This window comes from Nocardia cyriacigeorgica, from assembly GCF_010858045.1.
Lineage (GTDB): Bacteria > Actinomycetota > Actinomycetes > Mycobacteriales > Mycobacteriaceae > Nocardia > Nocardia cyriacigeorgica_E.
The window spans coordinates 15,632-31,413 of record NZ_JAAGVC010000053.1 but is presented as its reverse complement, the minus strand read 5'-3'; the positions used below and the strand labels follow the sequence as shown (position 1 = coordinate 31,413).

The 15,782-nt window shown below is 69.5% G+C and carries 15 protein-coding genes; 7 read left to right on the top strand and 8 right to left on the bottom strand.

Annotation, left to right across the window (positions count from 1 at the left end; genetic code table 11):
- Both GV790_RS26615 and yczR read right to left on the bottom strand, forming a co-directional pair.
- Positions 1-220, bottom strand: a 220-nt coding sequence (locus tag GV790_RS26615) for a hypothetical protein (protein WP_163817122.1), incomplete at its 3' end; no start/stop codon positions are given.
- 71 nt (positions 221-291) lie between these two features.
- Positions 292-1,779, bottom strand: coding sequence for a MocR-like transcription factor YczR (gene yczR, locus GV790_RS26610; RefSeq protein WP_163817175.1), 1,488 nt, complete (start codon positions 1,777-1,779; stop codon positions 292-294).
- A 61-nt stretch (positions 1,780-1,840) separates the two neighbouring features.
- On the opposite strand from yczR, the gene GV790_RS26605 reads away from it, so the two are divergent.
- Both GV790_RS26605 and GV790_RS26600 read left to right on the top strand, forming a co-directional pair.
- The gene (locus GV790_RS26605; protein WP_163817173.1) at positions 1,841-2,101 is read left to right on the top strand and encodes a hypothetical protein; all 261 of its coding nucleotides are present in this window, start codon (positions 1,841-1,843) and stop codon (positions 2,099-2,101) included.
- 85 nt (positions 2,102-2,186) lie between these two features.
- A complete protein-coding gene (locus GV790_RS26600) occupies positions 2,187-2,750 on the top strand; it encodes a methylated-DNA--[protein]-cysteine S-methyltransferase (RefSeq protein ID WP_163817171.1) in 564 nt (187 codons plus the stop codon).
- A gap of 111 nt (positions 2,751-2,861) precedes the next feature.
- On the opposite strand, the gene GV790_RS26595 is transcribed toward GV790_RS26600, so the two are convergent.
- On the bottom strand, positions 2,862-3,269 hold the full coding sequence (locus tag GV790_RS26595; RefSeq protein ID WP_163817168.1) for a MarR family winged helix-turn-helix transcriptional regulator: 408 nt from the start codon (positions 3,267-3,269) through the stop codon (positions 2,862-2,864).
- A gap of 101 nt (positions 3,270-3,370) precedes the next feature.
- Between GV790_RS26595 and GV790_RS26590 the strand changes: the two genes are divergently transcribed.
- Positions 3,371-3,766, top strand: coding sequence for a RidA family protein (locus tag GV790_RS26590; protein WP_163817166.1), 396 nt, complete (start codon positions 3,371-3,373; stop codon positions 3,764-3,766).
- Between the two features lie 52 nt (positions 3,767-3,818).
- Here the strand turns inward: GV790_RS26590 and GV790_RS26585 are convergent, their stop codons facing one another.
- Entirely contained in the window at positions 3,819-6,419 is a 2,601-nt protein-coding gene (locus tag GV790_RS26585) for a helix-turn-helix transcriptional regulator (RefSeq protein ID WP_163817164.1), read from the bottom strand.
- A 269-nt stretch (positions 6,420-6,688) separates the two neighbouring features.
- The gene (locus tag GV790_RS26580; RefSeq protein WP_163817162.1) at positions 6,689-7,981 is read right to left on the bottom strand and encodes an adenylosuccinate synthase; all 1,293 of its coding nucleotides are present in this window, start codon (positions 7,979-7,981) and stop codon (positions 6,689-6,691) included.
- Between the two features lie 325 nt (positions 7,982-8,306).
- Between GV790_RS26580 and GV790_RS26575 the strand changes: the two genes are divergently transcribed.
- Positions 8,307-8,966: a hypothetical protein gene (locus GV790_RS26575; RefSeq protein WP_178128377.1), complete on the top strand. Its 660-nt coding sequence runs from the start codon at positions 8,307-8,309 to the stop codon at positions 8,964-8,966.
- Positions 8,963-9,742, top strand: coding sequence for a site-2 protease family protein (locus GV790_RS26570; RefSeq protein ID WP_163817158.1), 780 nt, complete (start codon positions 8,963-8,965; stop codon positions 9,740-9,742). Before GV790_RS26575 ends, GV790_RS26570 begins: the two co-directional genes overlap by 4 nt.
- Positions 9,743-10,106: 364 nt before the next feature.
- Here the strand turns inward: GV790_RS26570 and GV790_RS26565 are convergent, their stop codons facing one another.
- The 3 genes from GV790_RS26565 to GV790_RS26555 form a co-directional block, all read right to left on the bottom strand.
- The gene (locus GV790_RS26565; RefSeq protein ID WP_163817185.1) at positions 10,107-11,210 is read right to left on the bottom strand and encodes an FUSC family protein; all 1,104 of its coding nucleotides are present in this window, start codon (positions 11,208-11,210) and stop codon (positions 10,107-10,109) included.
- A 76-nt stretch (positions 11,211-11,286) separates the two neighbouring features.
- Positions 11,287-11,730 (bottom strand): DUF3151 domain-containing protein, encoded by a 444-nt coding sequence (locus tag GV790_RS26560; protein WP_163817156.1) that lies wholly within the window; start codon positions 11,728-11,730, stop codon positions 11,287-11,289.
- An 87-nt stretch (positions 11,731-11,817) separates the two neighbouring features.
- A complete protein-coding gene (locus GV790_RS26555; protein ID WP_163817154.1) occupies positions 11,818-12,474 on the bottom strand; it encodes a hypothetical protein in 657 nt (218 codons plus the stop codon).
- 235 nt (positions 12,475-12,709) lie between these two features.
- Between GV790_RS26555 and GV790_RS26550 the strand changes: the two genes are divergently transcribed.
- Together GV790_RS26550 and GV790_RS26545 are read left to right on the top strand one after the other, a co-directional pair.
- Entirely contained in the window at positions 12,710-14,620 is a 1,911-nt protein-coding gene (locus GV790_RS26550; protein WP_163817152.1) for an Rv0361 family membrane protein, read from the top strand.
- 116 nt (positions 14,621-14,736) lie between these two features.
- On the top strand, positions 14,737-15,777 hold the full coding sequence (locus tag GV790_RS26545) for a fused (3R)-hydroxyacyl-ACP dehydratase subunits HadA/HadB (protein WP_163817183.1): 1,041 nt from the start codon (positions 14,737-14,739) through the stop codon (positions 15,775-15,777).
- The last annotated feature ends 5 nt before the right edge of the window (positions 15,778-15,782 follow it).

Genomic DNA, 15,782 nt, shown 5'->3' with positions numbered 1-15,782 from the left:
CCCGAACCACGGCGTCCTGCTCGCCGCCGGTCCGCGCTTCGGCGTACAGGGCGCCTTCGAACGGTTCCTGCGCCTGCCCTTCACCCACCCCGCCGCCGACCACGGCGACGCCGATCGAATCGGTGTGGGCGGACTGACCCGAAAACCACTGAACGGCCGGGATTCTGGGAATCCCGGCCGTTCGGCGTGTCAGGGCCGGACCGATACCGGCCTCCGACATCGGCCCCGGCTCCCGCGTCGGTATGCGGCCCCGTCCCGGTGCCGGGTATCGCCCGTCGGCGGCGCGCACCCTCAGTAGCAGGTCAGCGGCTGGAGTGGTTCTGCCGCACGCGGACTCAAGGTTTCATAGGCGCGGGCGATGGATTCGGCGGCGCGGCGGAGGTCGGCCTCGGGGTGGGTGAAGGGCAGGCGCAGGAACCGTTCGAAGGCGCCCTGTACGCCGAAGCGCGGACCGGCGGCGAGCAGGACGCCGTGGTTCGGGGCGGTGGCCGCCAAGGCGGTGGAGACCGGGGCGGGCAGCTGTGCCCACAGCGACATTCCGCCCGCACCGGGGGCGACCTGCCACTCCGGCAGGTGCTCGGCCAGGGCATCCAGCAGCGCGGCCCGCTGGTCGCGCAGTTGGGTGCGGCGCCGGGCCAGGATGGTGTCGGCGTGTTCGAGCAGATAGGTGGTGGCCAGCTGATCCATCACCGGGGTGCCCAGGTCGACGGTGGCGCGGATGCCGAGCAGGCGGGTGATCAGGGACTGGCCCGCGCGAATCCAGCCGACGCGCAGACCACCCCAGAACGACTTCGAGGCCGAACCGATGGTGATGATCTCGGTGCCGCGAGCGAACGCCGCGGTCGGCGGGGGTGGCACGTCGTCGGTGAGCGCGAGATCGGCCATGGATTCGTCGACGATGATCGACATCCTGGTCTCCCTGGCGATAGCGGCGAGCTCGGCGCGGTCCTCGGCCGGCATGAGCAGGCCGGTCGGATTGTTGAAATCCGGCACGAGATAGGCCAGCGAGGCTGCGGTCTGCCGGGCGGCGCTGCGGATTCCGTCGAGATCCCAGCCCGAATCCGGGCGCAGCGGCACCGGCACCGGGCGGGCGCCGACATCGCGGATGGCTTCGATGGCATTGGGGTAGGTGGGGTGATCGATCAGCACCCGCGCGGCCGGCGGAGCGAGCACGTTGAGCAGCAGCCGCAGGCCGTGCTGGGCGCCGAGGGTGACCAGGATCTGATCCGGGTCGGTGGGCAGGCCACGCTCGGTATAGCGGCGCGCCACGGCCTCCCGCAGCGCCAGCACGCCGACCGGATCCATACCGTGCGTGCCGAGGTAGGACGGAATGCCTTGCAGGGCAGTGGTGTACGCCTGCTCCATCTCCGGGGGCGCGGTCATGGCGGCGTAGGTGAGGTCGACGGTCGGCTGATCGGAACCGGCCATCATGGCGAGGATGCCCTTGGCCGGGCGGCTGCCGTCGTGCTGGATGCTGGGCGGCAGCGCGACCGTGCTGCGCGAACCCTGCCGGGTGATCAGGTATCCGTGTTCGCGCAGCAGCGAGTAGGTGGAGGTGATGGTGGTACGGCTGACGCCGAGGGTGGCGGCGAGGTCGCGTTCGCTGGGCAGGGCGATGCCGAGTGGCGCGCGTCCGTCGTGGATGAGCAGCCGGATCCCTTCGGCCAATGCCAGGTAGGCGGGGCGCGCGGGTTTGCGCGCGGCCCCGTCGGGTTCCGGGTCGCGCCAGCTGCCGAGGTCGCGAGCCAGGCCCGCCGCACCGATCACACGTGTCGCCATACAGGCCAGTATTGCGGTAGTGGCTCTTTATCGGCAAGGCCAGTTGGCGCACGCTGGACGAATGACCCTGTTCGTCACCCTCGCCGTCATCGTGACCTTCAGCCTGCTCGGCTACTACTACGCGCCTCGCCACACCGAGGAGGGCTGGCAGGTGGATCGGCTGCGACCGCGGGATCCGCTCAGCAACCTGCCGGTCTCGCACTACGATGAACAGCGCTTGTTCCGGGACATCGCCGGGGTGTATGCCCGCCGCGAGGACGAGGACCCGAGCGACGATGACGCCCCGGGGCGACGGCGGGGTCGCGCTGAGCCGTCGACGTGATCGACTCGACGAACGGAGCAGTCCAGTTTTTCCCACTGGACTGCTCTGACCGCACTTGTCGGTGGTACCGGGCAGACTGTCGGCTATGAACGCAGCAGTCGGCGCGCCGGTGACGGCGGCACTGTTCGATACGGCGATCGGTACCTGTGCGATCGCGTGGCGCGGCGGCGCGGTCGTGCGATTTCAGCTACCCGAGGCGAGCCTGGAGGCCACTCGCGCGCGGATCATGCGGGAGAGCCCGGAATTCGGTGCGGTGACCGAATCCGAACCGGGCGCAGCGATCGCCGACGCCATCGCAGGCATTCGAGCCCACCTCGACGGCGAGCTGGACGACCTGCGCTGGATCCCCCTGGACACCAGCACCATCCCGCAATTCCATCGGTCGGTGTACGACATCACTCGCGATATCGACCCCGGACACACCCTCAGCTACGGCGAGGTGGCCGAACGGGTCGGTGCGGCGGGCGCGGCCCAGGCCGTCGGCCAAGCCCTCGGCCGCAATCCGATTCCGCTGATCATCCCCTGCCACCGGGTCCTCGCCGCCGATCACGGCCTGCACGGATTCTCCGCACCGGGCGGCATCGGCACCAAACAGCGGTTGCTCCAGATCGAACGGACGCCAGGAATCGGCGAACCGACCCTCTTTTGAGCGTTGATGGAGCCCCGCCGCCGAGCTCATCGTGGGGTTCTTTGCCGGGGCGCACCTTTCGGGACGTCTGCCGCCAGGAGGCCCGGCATCCGATGTCGGCCCGATCCGCGATCACGCGCGGAGCTTGGCGACGAATTCGCTCAGCCGGGCATCGGCGGATGCCTCGTCCAGCGCCTCGGCCAGTGCGTCCCGGTAGGTCGGCTCGGCCCTCTGCTGCATCGCTCGGCCCTCTTCGGTGATCACCGTGTACACGCCGCGGCGGTCCTTGGGGCATAGATCGCGACGGGTGAGACCCCCCGATTCCAAGCGGGCGACCAGACGGCTGACCGAGCTCTGGTTGAGGCCGATCAGCTCAGCCAACTCTTGCATACGCAGCTCGCCATTCTCGGCCTGCGCCAGCCGGCACAGGGACTGGTACTCCGACAGCCCGATGCCGTGGCGTCGCTGCATCTCCTTGGCCAGCCGCTGGTTCACCCTGCCGTGCAGCGCCACCAGCTGATCCCAGATCGCTTCGTCCACGATTACCGCCTTCCCGGTTGACATCAGAGTACATGCAGTGACAACATCTGCATGCACCTACATTTATTGCATGTACATGCAACCTATGGAAGGAAGTGGCCATGACCGCACAGCGCATCGAGAAGATCGCGACCACACCCGATTGGTACGCGCCGTACAAGATCTCGCAGGCAATCGCGGCCAACGGCCTGCTGTTCGTCTCCGGGCAAGCGGGCATCGACGAGCAGGGGCGCACCGTCTCGGACGACTTCCTGACCCAAGGGCGGCAGGCCTTCGCCAATATCAAGCGAGTCCTGGCCGAGGCGGGGGCCGACCTCGCAGACGTGGTGAAGGTCGGCATCTTCGTCACCGATATGGCCGCCAACCTCGACAAGATCATTCAGCTCCGCGGCGAATTCCTCAGTGAGCCCTACCCCGCCGACACCTTGCTCGAAGTGTCTTCCCTCGCTCAGCCCGACTGGCAGATCGAAGTCGAAGTCACCGCCCTCGCTCGCTGACTCTCGATCCACCTTCCCGGAAGGAAACGCATGTCCGACATCCGTCGAGACGTCAGCCCGAGGTCTCCCCGCGCAGCAAGGCGGCCAGCGACTCCCGGTCCGTCACATCCATTTTGATGCACGCCCGATACAGGTGGCCCTCCACCGTTCGCACCGAAACCGTGAGCCGGTCCGCGATCTGGCGGTTCGTCAGACCCGCGGCCACCAGGTTCGCGATCTCGCGTTCCCGGGCGGTGAGCGGAAGTGGTTGCGCCGCTTGCCGAAGCGCGGGCGTGCTCGCGCCACCGCACGCCGCGGCGAGCCGGTTCGCGGCGGCCGCCGATTCCAGCAGACGGCGGCGGTCACCCGCACGTTCATGAGCCGAGGCGGCTTGCGCGGCCGCATCGGCGGCCGACAACATCGCACCGATACGCTCGAATTCCGCTGCGGCGGCATCGAGTCCCGGCCCATCGTGAGCGGCCAGGGCGACGGCGTGACGGGCCTGCACCTGCACCAGCCCGCCGTCGACCTTGGCGGCGAGATCGGCGAGCCTGCCCGCCACCGAATGCTCACCGAAGCGGGCCGCGGTGTGCAATGCCATGGCCTCGATGGCGTGCTGATGGGCGCGGGCGGCGGCGTCAGCGGCGTTCACGGCGATGCGGATGGCGGGCGTGATCGTGCCCTCGGCGCCGGCCAGCCACGCCTTGGCGATCTCGAGCTGCGGTTCGTAGACGGCGCTGTGCCTGCCGCCGCGCTCGGTCGCCCCCGCGATGGCCTCGGCGGCGTCACCGGCCCGGCCGAGCGCCGAATACGCCTCGGCCAGCCGCAACCGTGCCGGAAACATCCATGCCGCAGCGCCTTCGGTGGTCAAGGCGGCCAACGCCTGCTCGAGATGTTCGATACCGTCCGGGAACCGGCCCTGCGCCACATCGACGGTGCCCTGCAAGATCTTCGACATCCCCCAGGCCAGATACTGCCCCGGCGCCGAGTAGCCGAAATAGGCGGTGGCGCAGCGACGCGCGCCTTCCATGTCACCGGTGAAGGTGAGCGCGAGCACCTCGGCATGGGTGGACATGAAGCGGTTGAGCCCGTCGATATGCGATTCGACCTCGTGCCCGCGCTGGGCGTACTGCCTTGCGGCCTCACCGCGGCCCATCAGCGCCAGCGCCAGGCCGCCGCCGAAGGAGGCCCACCACACCGCCCAGGGCGGGGCATCCTCGGTGTTCATCACCGACTCGGCGTCGTCGAACGCGTCGTCGATGCGGTTCTCGTTCACCGCGCACGCCGAGGCCAAACCGGTGAGAATCGCCGCGATCTTCGGATGACTCACCTTGGAACGCACCAACGCGAGCACCTCATCGGCACGGTCGGCATCACCCATGGCCCACAACAGATTCGACACCCGGGTGCTGCCCCAGCGCGCCAGCTGCACCTCGTTGAGCTGGTCCGGATCGAAGCTGGCCAGAGTGCGTTCGGCCTCGATGCGATGGCCCTGCCACAGCAGCGCCCGCGCCAGCAGATCCGCCGACTCCACGCCGCCGCGACGTTCCACCGCCGCCCGCGCGAACCGTTCGCCCAGCGGCAGATTCGCCAGACCGATCGCATCGGCGGCCGCGGCTTCGAATAGTTCCAGATCGGCGGATTTATCGCTGTCCAGGGCCAGTTCGGCCAGCCGGATCCGGTCGGCGGCGGAGTTGATCGGTCGCTCGCTCAACGCCGAATACAACCGTCCGCGCAGGCGCCGCGCCGAAGCGATTCCCAGCCTGCGCCGGATGACCTCACCGAACAGCGGATGGTTGTAGCGCACGACCAGTTCGTGCGAGTTCTCCACCACCCGGATGACGCCGCGGTTCTCGGCCGCCTCCACCGCCTCCTCACCGGCCAGTTCGGCCATCACCTCGAGGTCGATGGGCTCGCAGAAGGTGAGCAGCTCCAGCACCCGCAGCACCGGCTCGGGCAGTTGTTCGACCCGATCCTCCAGCAGCGCCGCCAGTTCCGAGGTGACCGCGGCGCGTCCGCGCAACTGCCAGACCCCGTTGACCTGACGCAACGAACCGGCTTCCAGCGCACCTTCGACCAGGTGCCGCAGGAACAGCGCATTGCCGCCGGAGGATTCCCACATCAGATTCGCGGTGAAGCCCTCGAGCTGACCGCCGAGCATCGACTCCACCAGATCCACGCTCTGCCGCTGGCTGAACGGGTTCAGATCGATGCGCAGCAGATGGCCGTCCTTCCACAGTGAGGTGACCGCATCGGGCACCTGGACTCCGCTGCGCACGGTCGCGACGATGCGGGCGGCGCGGTCGATCGCCAACTGCAACAACAACGTCGCCGACAGTTGATCGAGCAGATGGGCGTCGTCGACGCCGATGATGATCGGCCCGTCGGCGAGCAGCGCCTCGCGTGCGGCCGACATGAACGTCACCGGATCGTGCGCGGTGTACACCCCGACCATATGGGCGAACACGCCGAGCGGGATGCTGCGCGCCGACTCGGTGCCCGCCACCCAGCGCACATTGCCGCCTACCGCCGCCGTGGCCTGTCTGGCCAGGGTGGTCTTGCCGACGCCCGCGTCTCCGGTGAGCACCGCGCCGACCGGGCCGTCACCGGTGAGCGCGGAGCGAATCGCCTCGAATTCGGTCGCGCGTTCGATCATCGGCCAGTTCCGAGCCATTCACATACTGTATCTTTTTGCGCCGCCTGCGGCGCCGCGGTTCGCGGCCCCTGGATGTCTCGCGGCTCAGTGACCGTTGCTTGCCTTCGGCGTGCGCAGCGATCGCTGAGACGCGAGACGGGCCGCGAACTTTGGGGCTCGGTCTCGCTTCGCTCGAAAACGCAGGCTGACCGGGCGTTGTATCGGATGCGGACGGTTTCCGACCGATGACTTCTGGTCCCAGCCGGTGCGGGCGCCGAGCACGGCGTCTGCCGCTGTTCGGGTGCGGGCTAAGGCGCCAGTACGTCGTGGCGGACGATCGTCTGATCGCGGCCGGGGCCGACGCCGATGCAGGACATGCGCGCCCCGGACAGTTCCTCGAGCCGCCGCACGTAGGCCTGGGCGTTGGCGGGCAGGTCTTCGAAGGTCCTGGCGTGCGAGATGTCTTCCCACCAGCCCGGCATTTCCTCGTAAATGGGCTTGGCGTGGTGGAACTCGGTCTGGGTGGTCGGCATCTGCTCGACTCGTTCACCGTCGACGTCGTAGGCCACGCAGATCGGCACCGTCTCCAGGCTGGACAGCACGTCGAGCTTGGTGAGGAAGTAGTCGGTGATGCCGTTGACGCGGGTGGCGTAGCGGGCGATCACGGCGTCGAACCAGCCGCAGCGGCGAGCCCGGCCGGTGGTCACGCCGACCTCGCCGCCGGTCTTGGCCAGGTAGGCGCCGGACTCGTCGAACAGCTCGGTCGGGAACGGGCCCGATCCGACGCGGGTGGTGTAGCACTTGAGGATGCCGAGCACAGTGCTGATCTTGTTCGGCCCGATGCCCGCGCCGACGGCCGCGCCGCCGGAGGTCGGGTTGGACGAGGTGACGTACGGGTAGGTGCCGTGGTCGACGTCGAGCAGAGTGCCCTGCGAGCCTTCCAGCAGCACCGTCTCGCCACGCTCGAGCGCCTGATTGAGCTTCAGCCGGGTGTCGCTGATGCGGTGCTTGAAGCGCTCGGCCTGCTCGAGCACCTCGTCGACCACCTGCTGCGGTTCCAGCGCGCGGCGGTTGTAGATCTTGACCAGCACCTGGTTCTTGAACTCGAGGGCGGCCTCCACCTTCTGGGTGAGGATCTTCTCGTCGAGCACGTCGGCGACCCGGACGCCGACGCGAGCGACCTTGTCCTGGTAGCAGGGGCCGATACCACGGCCGGTGGTGCCGATCTTGTTGTTGCCGAGGAAGCGTTCGGTGACCTTATCGATGGCCACGTGGTACGGCATGATCAGGTGCGCGTCGGCCGAGACCAGCAGGCCGGAGGTGTCGACGTCGCGCTGCTCGAGGCCGGCGAGCTCGTCGAGCAGCACGCCGGGGTCGATCACGACACCGTTGCCGATGACGTTGGTGACGCCGGGGGTGAGGATGCCGGACGGGATCAGATGCAGTGCGAAGTTGTCACCGTTGGGCAGCACCACGGTGTGGCCGGCGTTGTTGCCGCCCTGGTACCGAACCACCCATTGCACGCGCCCACCGAGTAGATCGGTAGCTTTGCCCTTGCCCTCGTCGCCCCACTGGGCGCCGATGAGGACGATTGCCGGCATGGTCGTGTCTCCTACGGTTCGACGCGCAACACCGTGTGTGTTGCAGCTACCTGCCCGTATCGAGGCGGTGGCCGGAAGCACAGTCTAGTCGACCCCCCGTGGCGGCCCAGTCGGGCCACGCACCGCGCGCCCCTTCCGACCCAGGTCGCGCTCTCTCCCCGGACAGACCGCGACCACAAACAACGGCCGACGCAAAACGAACACGGCCGCAGGCGGCGCACATCAAACACAGCTATGGTTGCTGCTAGCGGACTGACAGTCGTCCGGGTGAACGGGTAGGACGACCGACGGGAGTCGGCCGGATTCGAGGAGGGTGTACGGCAGTTTGAGTACCCACGTTCTCCGTTGCGACGGCGCACCGGTACCGATTGCCCTCGCCTCCCAGCCGACCACCCAGACCGATGCGATTCCCGATACCGGCGAGATCGATGAACTGCTTCCGGTGCTCGCCGCCGACAGCCTGCCCCGGTTGATCGTGCTCGGTGACGACGCCGCGCTGGCCGCGGTGCTCACCCATCTGATGCGCACCGAGCGGTTGAATGTGGAGGTCGGCTACGTCCCGGTCGACAAGACCTATGGCTCCCGCGCCTATGAGACAGGCACCGGCAACGCGGCCGCCAAACGCGCGCTGGAGGGCCGCGCCACCGAGGTGCCGCTGATCCGTGACGACACCGGAACGGTACTGGTCGGGCGCGCGACGCTGGTGGGTGTCGGGGGTGAAAAGCTCGAGGGCGAAGCGTACGTCGACGACACGCTGTTGTTCTCCGGCAAGGTCGCCGCCATGCTCGTCTCGCCGACGCTGGAATTGCCCGGCGTGCGCGCCACTGTCCAGCGCGGCGTGCGGAAACGACGATGGGTCAGCGGCCGCGCCGCACAGCTCGGCACTCCGGGGGCCCGTGTCACCCGGGACGGCATCGCCGGCGAACGCACCGTGCCGCGATCGACCTTCTACCGCCATCACGAATCCTGGCTGCTGGTCCGATGAGTTTTCCCGCCCGGGCCCGCCGCTCCGGTGCGGTGCGGCCGAGCCCCATCTTTCTGCTGGTCGTCGCGATCACGGTGCTGGGCGGGGCGCTGGCCTGGGACGCCGATCTGGACTCGGTGCGGGCCAAGGCGGGCGTGTTCCTGCTGGTGGTGTTCGGCTGGATCGTCAGCCTGTGCCTGCACGAATTCGCGCACGCGTATGTGGCGTGGCGAGCCGGTGACCGCGAGGTGGAGCTGCGCGGCTATCTGACCCTGAATCCGTTGAAGTACAGCCATCCGCTGCTGTCGATCGTGTTGCCGATCGTGTTCATCGCACTCGGCGGTATCGGGCTGCCGGGCGGCGCGGTCTATGTGCACGCGCACAATTTCTCCACCCGGATCCAGCGCATCATCAGCGGTGCCGGACCCGCGGTGAACGTGGCGTGCGCGGCGCTGCTGCTGATCGTGCTCCGGTTGTTCGGCAGCGCCGAGGAACATGCCGCGTTTTGGTTCGGGCTGAGCTTCCTGGCGTTTCTCCAGGTGACGGCGGCGCTGCTGAATCTGATACCGATTCCCGGGCTGGACGGGTACGGGATCCTGGAGCCGTCGCTGAGTTATCAGACCCGCCGCGCACTCGACCAGTTCAAGCCGTTCGGGATGCTGATCCTGTTCGCGCTGCTGTTCACTCCGGCGATCAACCAGGTGTTCTTCGACGCGGTGTACGCGCTCTACGAGCTGTCCGGGGTGCCGTCGCTGTGGTCGCGCTGGGGCGGTTATCTCACCCGGTTCTGGACCTGAGACGACGCAGGGCCGCCCGGTCGATGGACCGGACGGCCCTGGTCTTCGCCGGCGCACCGCGGCCCCAGCGCACCGGTCACCACACCAACAATGGCCGGTTGCGCGTCGCGGTGTGCGGCGAAGTAGGCGACCGCGCCACCCCTCGTCGGCTCGGTCGGTTCTCACCGTAGGGAGCGGCGGACGGCCTCGCCCGAGTAGCGGACTACGCGAAGATCGCTCGCGCGGCGGCGGTACCGTCCCGCGCCGCACGCAAGGGCCGCGGGCACACCAGCGCCGGGTCGAGTAGTCGGTTCGCCGGCACCGGTTCGACGCAGGTCAGCGGCCGGACCGGGGTGTTGCGGGGCCCTCGGGAAACGTTCCGGCCTCAGTCCTCCGGCCGTACATACGGATTCGGCACCGTCGGCGGCAGCAGCGCGATCGCGGAGATGCGCTGCATACCGCAGACCTGCATGAGATCGACCACCGTCGAACGCACCTGCGCGAACACCACATGCGCCGAAAGGCCGGCCCCGGCAACGAGCTCCGGGCGCGCGCCCTTGGCCACCGAGCGCAACACCCGCGCGGCCTCGGCCTGATCGGGTTGCTCACCTGGGTCGGCGAGCATCATCCTGCGCACCACGTCGACCGCGTGACCGAGGCTTTCCACCTCGTCGATCAGGCGCGGATCGAGGATTTCGTCGTCGCGCACCAGGGTGAGGCCGCGGCGCAGCAGCACGCGAGTGTTGCGGACGGCGTTGTCGAGTGGGTCGGCTGTGGCACGGATGCGTTCGAGCCGTTTACGGGAATTCCAGTACAGCGGGGAGATACGGCTGATCTCCCGGCCGCCTTCCAGGGTTTTGCGCAGCGAGTCCAGCTGCGCCTGGGTGGCGCGCACCGCGGTCAGCGCGTTGTGCACCTTGTCGGCGTCCTGTTCGAGCAGGCCTGCCGCGCCGTCGATGAGCGACTTGCCCATCACGCCGAGGATTTCCGCGGCCTGCTCCCTGGCCCGGCGCACCGGATGCAAGGGGATCGCGGCCACGACGACCACCCCGACCAGGCCGCCGACGAGCGCATCGATCATCCGGGAGAACCCGCCACCCGCGGTCGGCGGCATCAGCGTGGCGACGAGCACGGCCGAACCGGCCGCCTGCATCGCGATGATGGTGCCGCCGTCGAGAAACACCGCAAGGCTCATGGCCACACCGACGACCAGTGCGATCTGCCAGACACCTGTCCCGGCCTGGGAAATGAACAGATCACCGATGCCGATGCCGACCGCGACGCCGACGACGAGTTCTACCGAACGGCGCAGCCTGGCGCCGAAGGAGATGCCGATCGACACCACCGCCGCCGTCGGCGCGAAGAACGGTTGCGTATGCCCGATGAGATAGTGCGCGACGAACCAGGCAAGCGCGGCGCCGAGCGCGCACTGCAGGATCGGCAGCGCGGACAGCCGAAGACGTGTCCATGAACTGCGCAGCCGGTCCATGCCGCCGGCCCGGGCGAGGGCGACGCGAGAGGTCGGGTCGATCAACTCGGGATCTGTCCGGTCGTGGTGCCGGCGATCAGTCCAGGCCCAGTTCCGCGGCGGCGCGCGGATCGCAATCCTCGAGCAGGTCGAGGCAGCGGGCGTATTCGTCGGATTCGCCGATGGCCCGCGCGGCCCTGGCCAGCGCGCCGACACTGCGCAGGAAGCCCTGGTTCGGCTCGTGGCTCCACGGCACCGGGCCGAAACCCTTCCAGCCGTTGCGGCGCAACAGATCGAGGCCACGGTGGTAGCCGGTGCGGGCGAAGGCGTAGGCCGCGACGACATCGTGGTCGACGCCCTGCCCGGCGGCCTCCGCGCGGGCGAGCGCGGCCTCGGCCAGATGCGCCCACGCGATCGAGGCGGCCGGATGATCGGCCGCGACCTGCACCGGATCGGCCTTGGCGAGGAGCGCGTCCTCGGCATCGGAGATTTCCGGCAGCAGTACCGGTTGCGGTCCGAGCAGATCACCGAACGAGGTCATGGGCTTCATTGTGCACCGCCGGTGCCCGGAGGGCATGTGCGGGCCGAACGCGGCGGGCCAATGGCGGCCGGGGTGGGACGCGGGCCATTAGGCTGGCCGTCGAAGTTCACAATGTTCCGCTGAGCGAGGGGTAGTGGTGTCCGACCCGAACGACGACAAGAACCCGGTGCGCAAACCCGCCGACGCCCGCACAACGGACGAACCGGCCGCACCGCCCACCTCTGCCGCCGACGGGACCGAACCCACCTCGCCGACCGCTTCGGACGCCACGGACACTGCGCGCGCCACCGACACCACCGACGCCGACGCGGACGCGGACGCGCCCACCAAGGCATTCGCGCAGGTCGACACCGGTACTGCGGGGAACAGCCGCGCGGCCGACTCGGGCGCCGGTTCCGAACCCGAACCGACCTCGACCTCTACCTCGGGCTCTACCTCGGGCTCGGGCTCGGGCTCGGGCACACGCTCGGACTCGGACTCAGCCTCGGACTCAGGCGCGAACTCGGGCACGAGCTCAGGCTCGGCCTCGACGCCGCCGGGCTCCGGCCCGGACTCGGACACGACCTCAGACTCGGGCTCGACCTCGCGCCCGGGCTCAGGCTCGGCCTCGACGCCGCCGGGCTCCGGCCCGGACTCGGACACGACCTCAGACTCGGGCTCGACCTCGCGCCCGGGCTCGGGCTCGACCTCGCGCCCGGGCTCGGGCTCGGGCTCGGGCTCGGGCTCGGGCTCGGGCTCGGGCACACGCTCGGACTCGGACTCGGACTCGGGCGAGTCGGCTCCTTCGGCCGCCGAAACGTCCGGTCCGGCAGACACATCCGATGACCCCGGCGCAGAGACGGCCGAGATCTCCCGTGACCGGATCGCCGAGCGCGGCGCCCGAGAATCCGCCGGCACGCCCGCCTCCGGCGCGTCCGCCACCGGGTCCGGCGCAGCCGGCTCCCCCGCGACCGGATCTTCTGGATCCGAAAACGCTCCGGTGGCAGCAGTGCGCGAGGATGGCCGGGCCCACCCGAAATCCGGCGAGCGGCAGCGCAGTGCGGGTGCGGCCACCGGGGCCGGGGCGGGCACATCACCCGCCGACTCCGGCGTGAATCCCCCCTCGCCACAACCACCCACTACAACCGACAGCGGAGCCGACCCGCAGCCTCCGGCCGAGAGCGGCGGCGCCGACCCCACCACGGACGCCGGCGCGCCGGCTGACGGTTCCGACGCGAATTCACCCGCGCCACAGGCCTCCTCACGACCGGACAGCGAAGCCGACGCCGAGACCGAGGCGATCGCCACATCCGGCACAGCGCGGAAGGACGATGCGGCCGGCGCGTCACCGGACGACGGCGCCGATGCGAAAACGGTCGCCATGCGGCGGGTCGACCCCGCACGTGGCGGCACGGCCGGAAGTGGGGCGAGCGCGACGGAAGCGGCGGGCGCCTCCGCCAAGAGTGGGCCTCGCGCTGCTACCGCAGGTGCCACCGGTGCGGCGAACGCTCCTGGTGGGCGTGCCGCCGATGCGGGCAAGCCACCGGCAGGCCCATCGGGTGCAGGCCACGGCGCCGATGCTGCCGGTGCCGACGCGACAGCCGATTCCGGCGGTCCCCGCGCCGATGACGACTCCGCAGGCGACGCCACCGAATCCGGATCACCTACGGCACCGGCGGCCGCTACCTCGTCCGAGGACGCCGCGACCGTCCAGATGCGAGCCGTACCGAACCCGGCCGACGCCCAGACCGTCGCCATTCCCGTGCAGCGGGCGGGCGGTACCGATCGCGTGGCGAGTGGCGGTGCGCGGCAGCCGCTGAGTAAGCCGCCGAGCACACCGCGCCCGGCCGCGGGCCCGAAGCAGGCGGGGGCGCATGGGCCGTCGGGACCCGAGCACGGTGGCGTGCCGCCGCAGGGCAAGCGGCCGCAGCCGGGAACGACCAACAAGGGCGAGACCGAGCGAGAGACTCCGCAGCAGCCTGCGCCCGAACGAGGCGGGCCGCAGAGTCGTGGGCCGCAGGGCCGTCCACGGCAAGGTGGTGCCGAGCAGGGCGGTCCGCAGCAAGGTCCGTCGGCCGGGCCATTGCAGAAGGCACCGCAACAGCGCGGGCCGCAGAGCTCCCCCGGTGGGCCGAAGCAAGGCGGTTCCGCGCAGGGCACGCCGCAGCAAGGCGGCCCCGGTGCAAGGGGGCCGAAGACACCACAACCGCAAGGTGGCACCGGAGGCCCGCAACAGGGCGCGCCGCACCAGGGCGATACGCCGCAGGCCGCGGGCGCAGCGGCGGCGGGCGCAGCGCAGCAGGCGTCTGGCAGCAGACAGCGTCCGGGAAGTGCGCCCTCCCCTGCGGATATGCAGCCGACGACGCCCGCGCAATCGCTGGCGGGTGGCCCGCGTCAGCCGCAGCCACGTGCGGTGGCGGCGCCGCAACGAGTGGAGCCGACCGCCCCTGAACCGGCGGCCGAGGCCGGTCGCCGCCCCAGCCGGTGGCTGCTGGCCGTGGCCGGAGCCGTGGTGCTGGTGGTCGGGCTCATCGCGGTGCTGCTGGTCGCCGTGGTGGGCGGCGACGACAATTCGCCCGAGGCACAGATCCGCAACACCATCGGCAGCTACACCCGGGCGTTGCAGGACGGTGATCTGGAGACGCTGCGCTCCACCACCTGCGGCACGCTGCACGAGTTCTACCGGGGCATTCCCGACGATCAGTTCGCCGGGGTGCACCAGCAGTCGGTGGAGCAGGGCAGCATCCCGGTGGTCGAGAACATCCAGGCCATCCGGATCACCGAGAACACCGCCATCGCGCAGGCCACCGTCTACACCAAAGCGGATCCGGCGCGCTCGGCACGGACGTTCGATCTCCAGCACACCGAGGACGGATGGAAGGTCTGTGACCCGCCGGACAGCGCGCCGTAACGATCCGGCGGCGATGTCGCCGTATCCGGTATCGAAGGTCACAGTTACCCCCTCCTAGCTGGTCGCTGGTCCGAATCGCCAGTAGCATTGCCCGGATCATGGGCAGGGAACAATCGATGGCGCGGCCGGACGAGGTGGTGCGGACGGCAACGCTCGCGGGGCGGCGATTCCGGATCCGGGATCACTACGAGGTCGGCCGGGAGAAGATCCGCGAGTTCGCGCGCGCGGTGCAGAACGATCACCGCGCGCACCAGCACGAGGTAGATGCGCGCAAGCTGGGCTATGAGGGCATCATCGCCCCGCCCACGTTCGCCTCGGTGATCGGCATGACCGCGACCAGGGCGCTGCTGGATTCGGTGCTCACCGAATACGACCTGTCCCAGATCCTGCAGACCGACCAGGTGTTCCGGGTGCATCGGCCGATGGTCGCCGGTGACCGGATCACCAGCGAGGTCGAGATCGAATCGATCCGCCGGTTCAACGACAACGACTTCATCCACGTGAACTTCGTGTTGAAGAACCAGGACGACGAGATCGCGCAGGTGGGTTCGTCCACGATCGTGGCAAGGCGCGGGGTGGAGGTGGCCCCCGATATCACCGAAGCGGTCGCGAACATCATGATGCACGGCCGCGCCGATGCCGAGCCCACCGCGCTCGGCGAGCTGGACGCGCTCATCGAATTGGACGCCGATGCCCTCGACACCGCGACGACGCCGCCCCCGGCCCCGGTGCATGCCGTTCCCGAGTTCGATCGGCTGTCGGAGGGTGCGCAGATCGAGCTCGGTACCTCCTGGCTGACCCGCGGCGATCTGGCGAATTACGCGGGCGTGTCCGGCGACTCGAACCCCATCCATTTCAGCGAACACGCCGCCAAACTGGCGGGCCTGCCGACGACGGTGGCGCACGGCCTGCTCACCATGGGCCTGGCCGGCGGCAAGCTGACCTCCTGGCTGGGCGATCCGACCGCGATCGAATCGCTGAGCGTGCGCTTCGCGGGATATGTGCCGGTGCAGGCCGACGCTCGCAGCGCCGTCGAGTTCTCCGGCAAGATCAAGAAGCTGGATCCGCAGCGGCGCACCGCGACCGTCGTGCTATCCGGGACATCGCAGGGCCGCAAGCTTTTCGGTCGCGCGATCGCCGAGGTCAGGCTCGGCTGAGGCCC

Bases quoted from the DNA above. Each gene is read 5' to 3' on its own strand.
- yczR (WP_163817175.1), bottom strand. From the start codon at position 1,779: ATGGCGACACGTGTGATCGGTGCGGCGGGCCTGGCTCGCGACCTCGGC.
- GV790_RS26605 (WP_163817173.1), top strand. From the start codon at position 1,841: ATGACCCTGTTCGTCACCCTCGCCGTCATCGTGACCTTCAGCCTGCTC.
- GV790_RS26600 (WP_163817171.1), top strand. From the start codon at position 2,187: ATGAACGCAGCAGTCGGCGCGCCGGTGACGGCGGCACTGTTCGATACG.
- GV790_RS26590 (WP_163817166.1), top strand. From the start codon at position 3,371: ATGACCGCACAGCGCATCGAGAAGATCGCGACCACACCCGATTGGTAC.
- GV790_RS26585 (WP_163817164.1), bottom strand. From the start codon at position 6,419: ATGGCTCGGAACTGGCCGATGATCGAACGCGCGACCGAATTCGAGGCG.
- GV790_RS26580 (WP_163817162.1), bottom strand. From the start codon at position 7,981: ATGCCGGCAATCGTCCTCATCGGCGCCCAGTGGGGCGACGAGGGCAAG.
- GV790_RS26570 (WP_163817158.1), top strand. From the start codon at position 8,963: ATGAGTTTTCCCGCCCGGGCCCGCCGCTCCGGTGCGGTGCGGCCGAGC.
- GV790_RS26565 (WP_163817185.1), bottom strand. From the start codon at position 11,210: ATGGACCGGCTGCGCAGTTCATGGACACGTCTTCGGCTGTCCGCGCTG.
- GV790_RS26560 (WP_163817156.1), bottom strand. From the start codon at position 11,730: ATGACCTCGTTCGGTGATCTGCTCGGACCGCAACCGGTACTGCTGCCG.
- GV790_RS26545 (WP_163817183.1), top strand. From the start codon at position 14,737: ATGGCGCGGCCGGACGAGGTGGTGCGGACGGCAACGCTCGCGGGGCGG.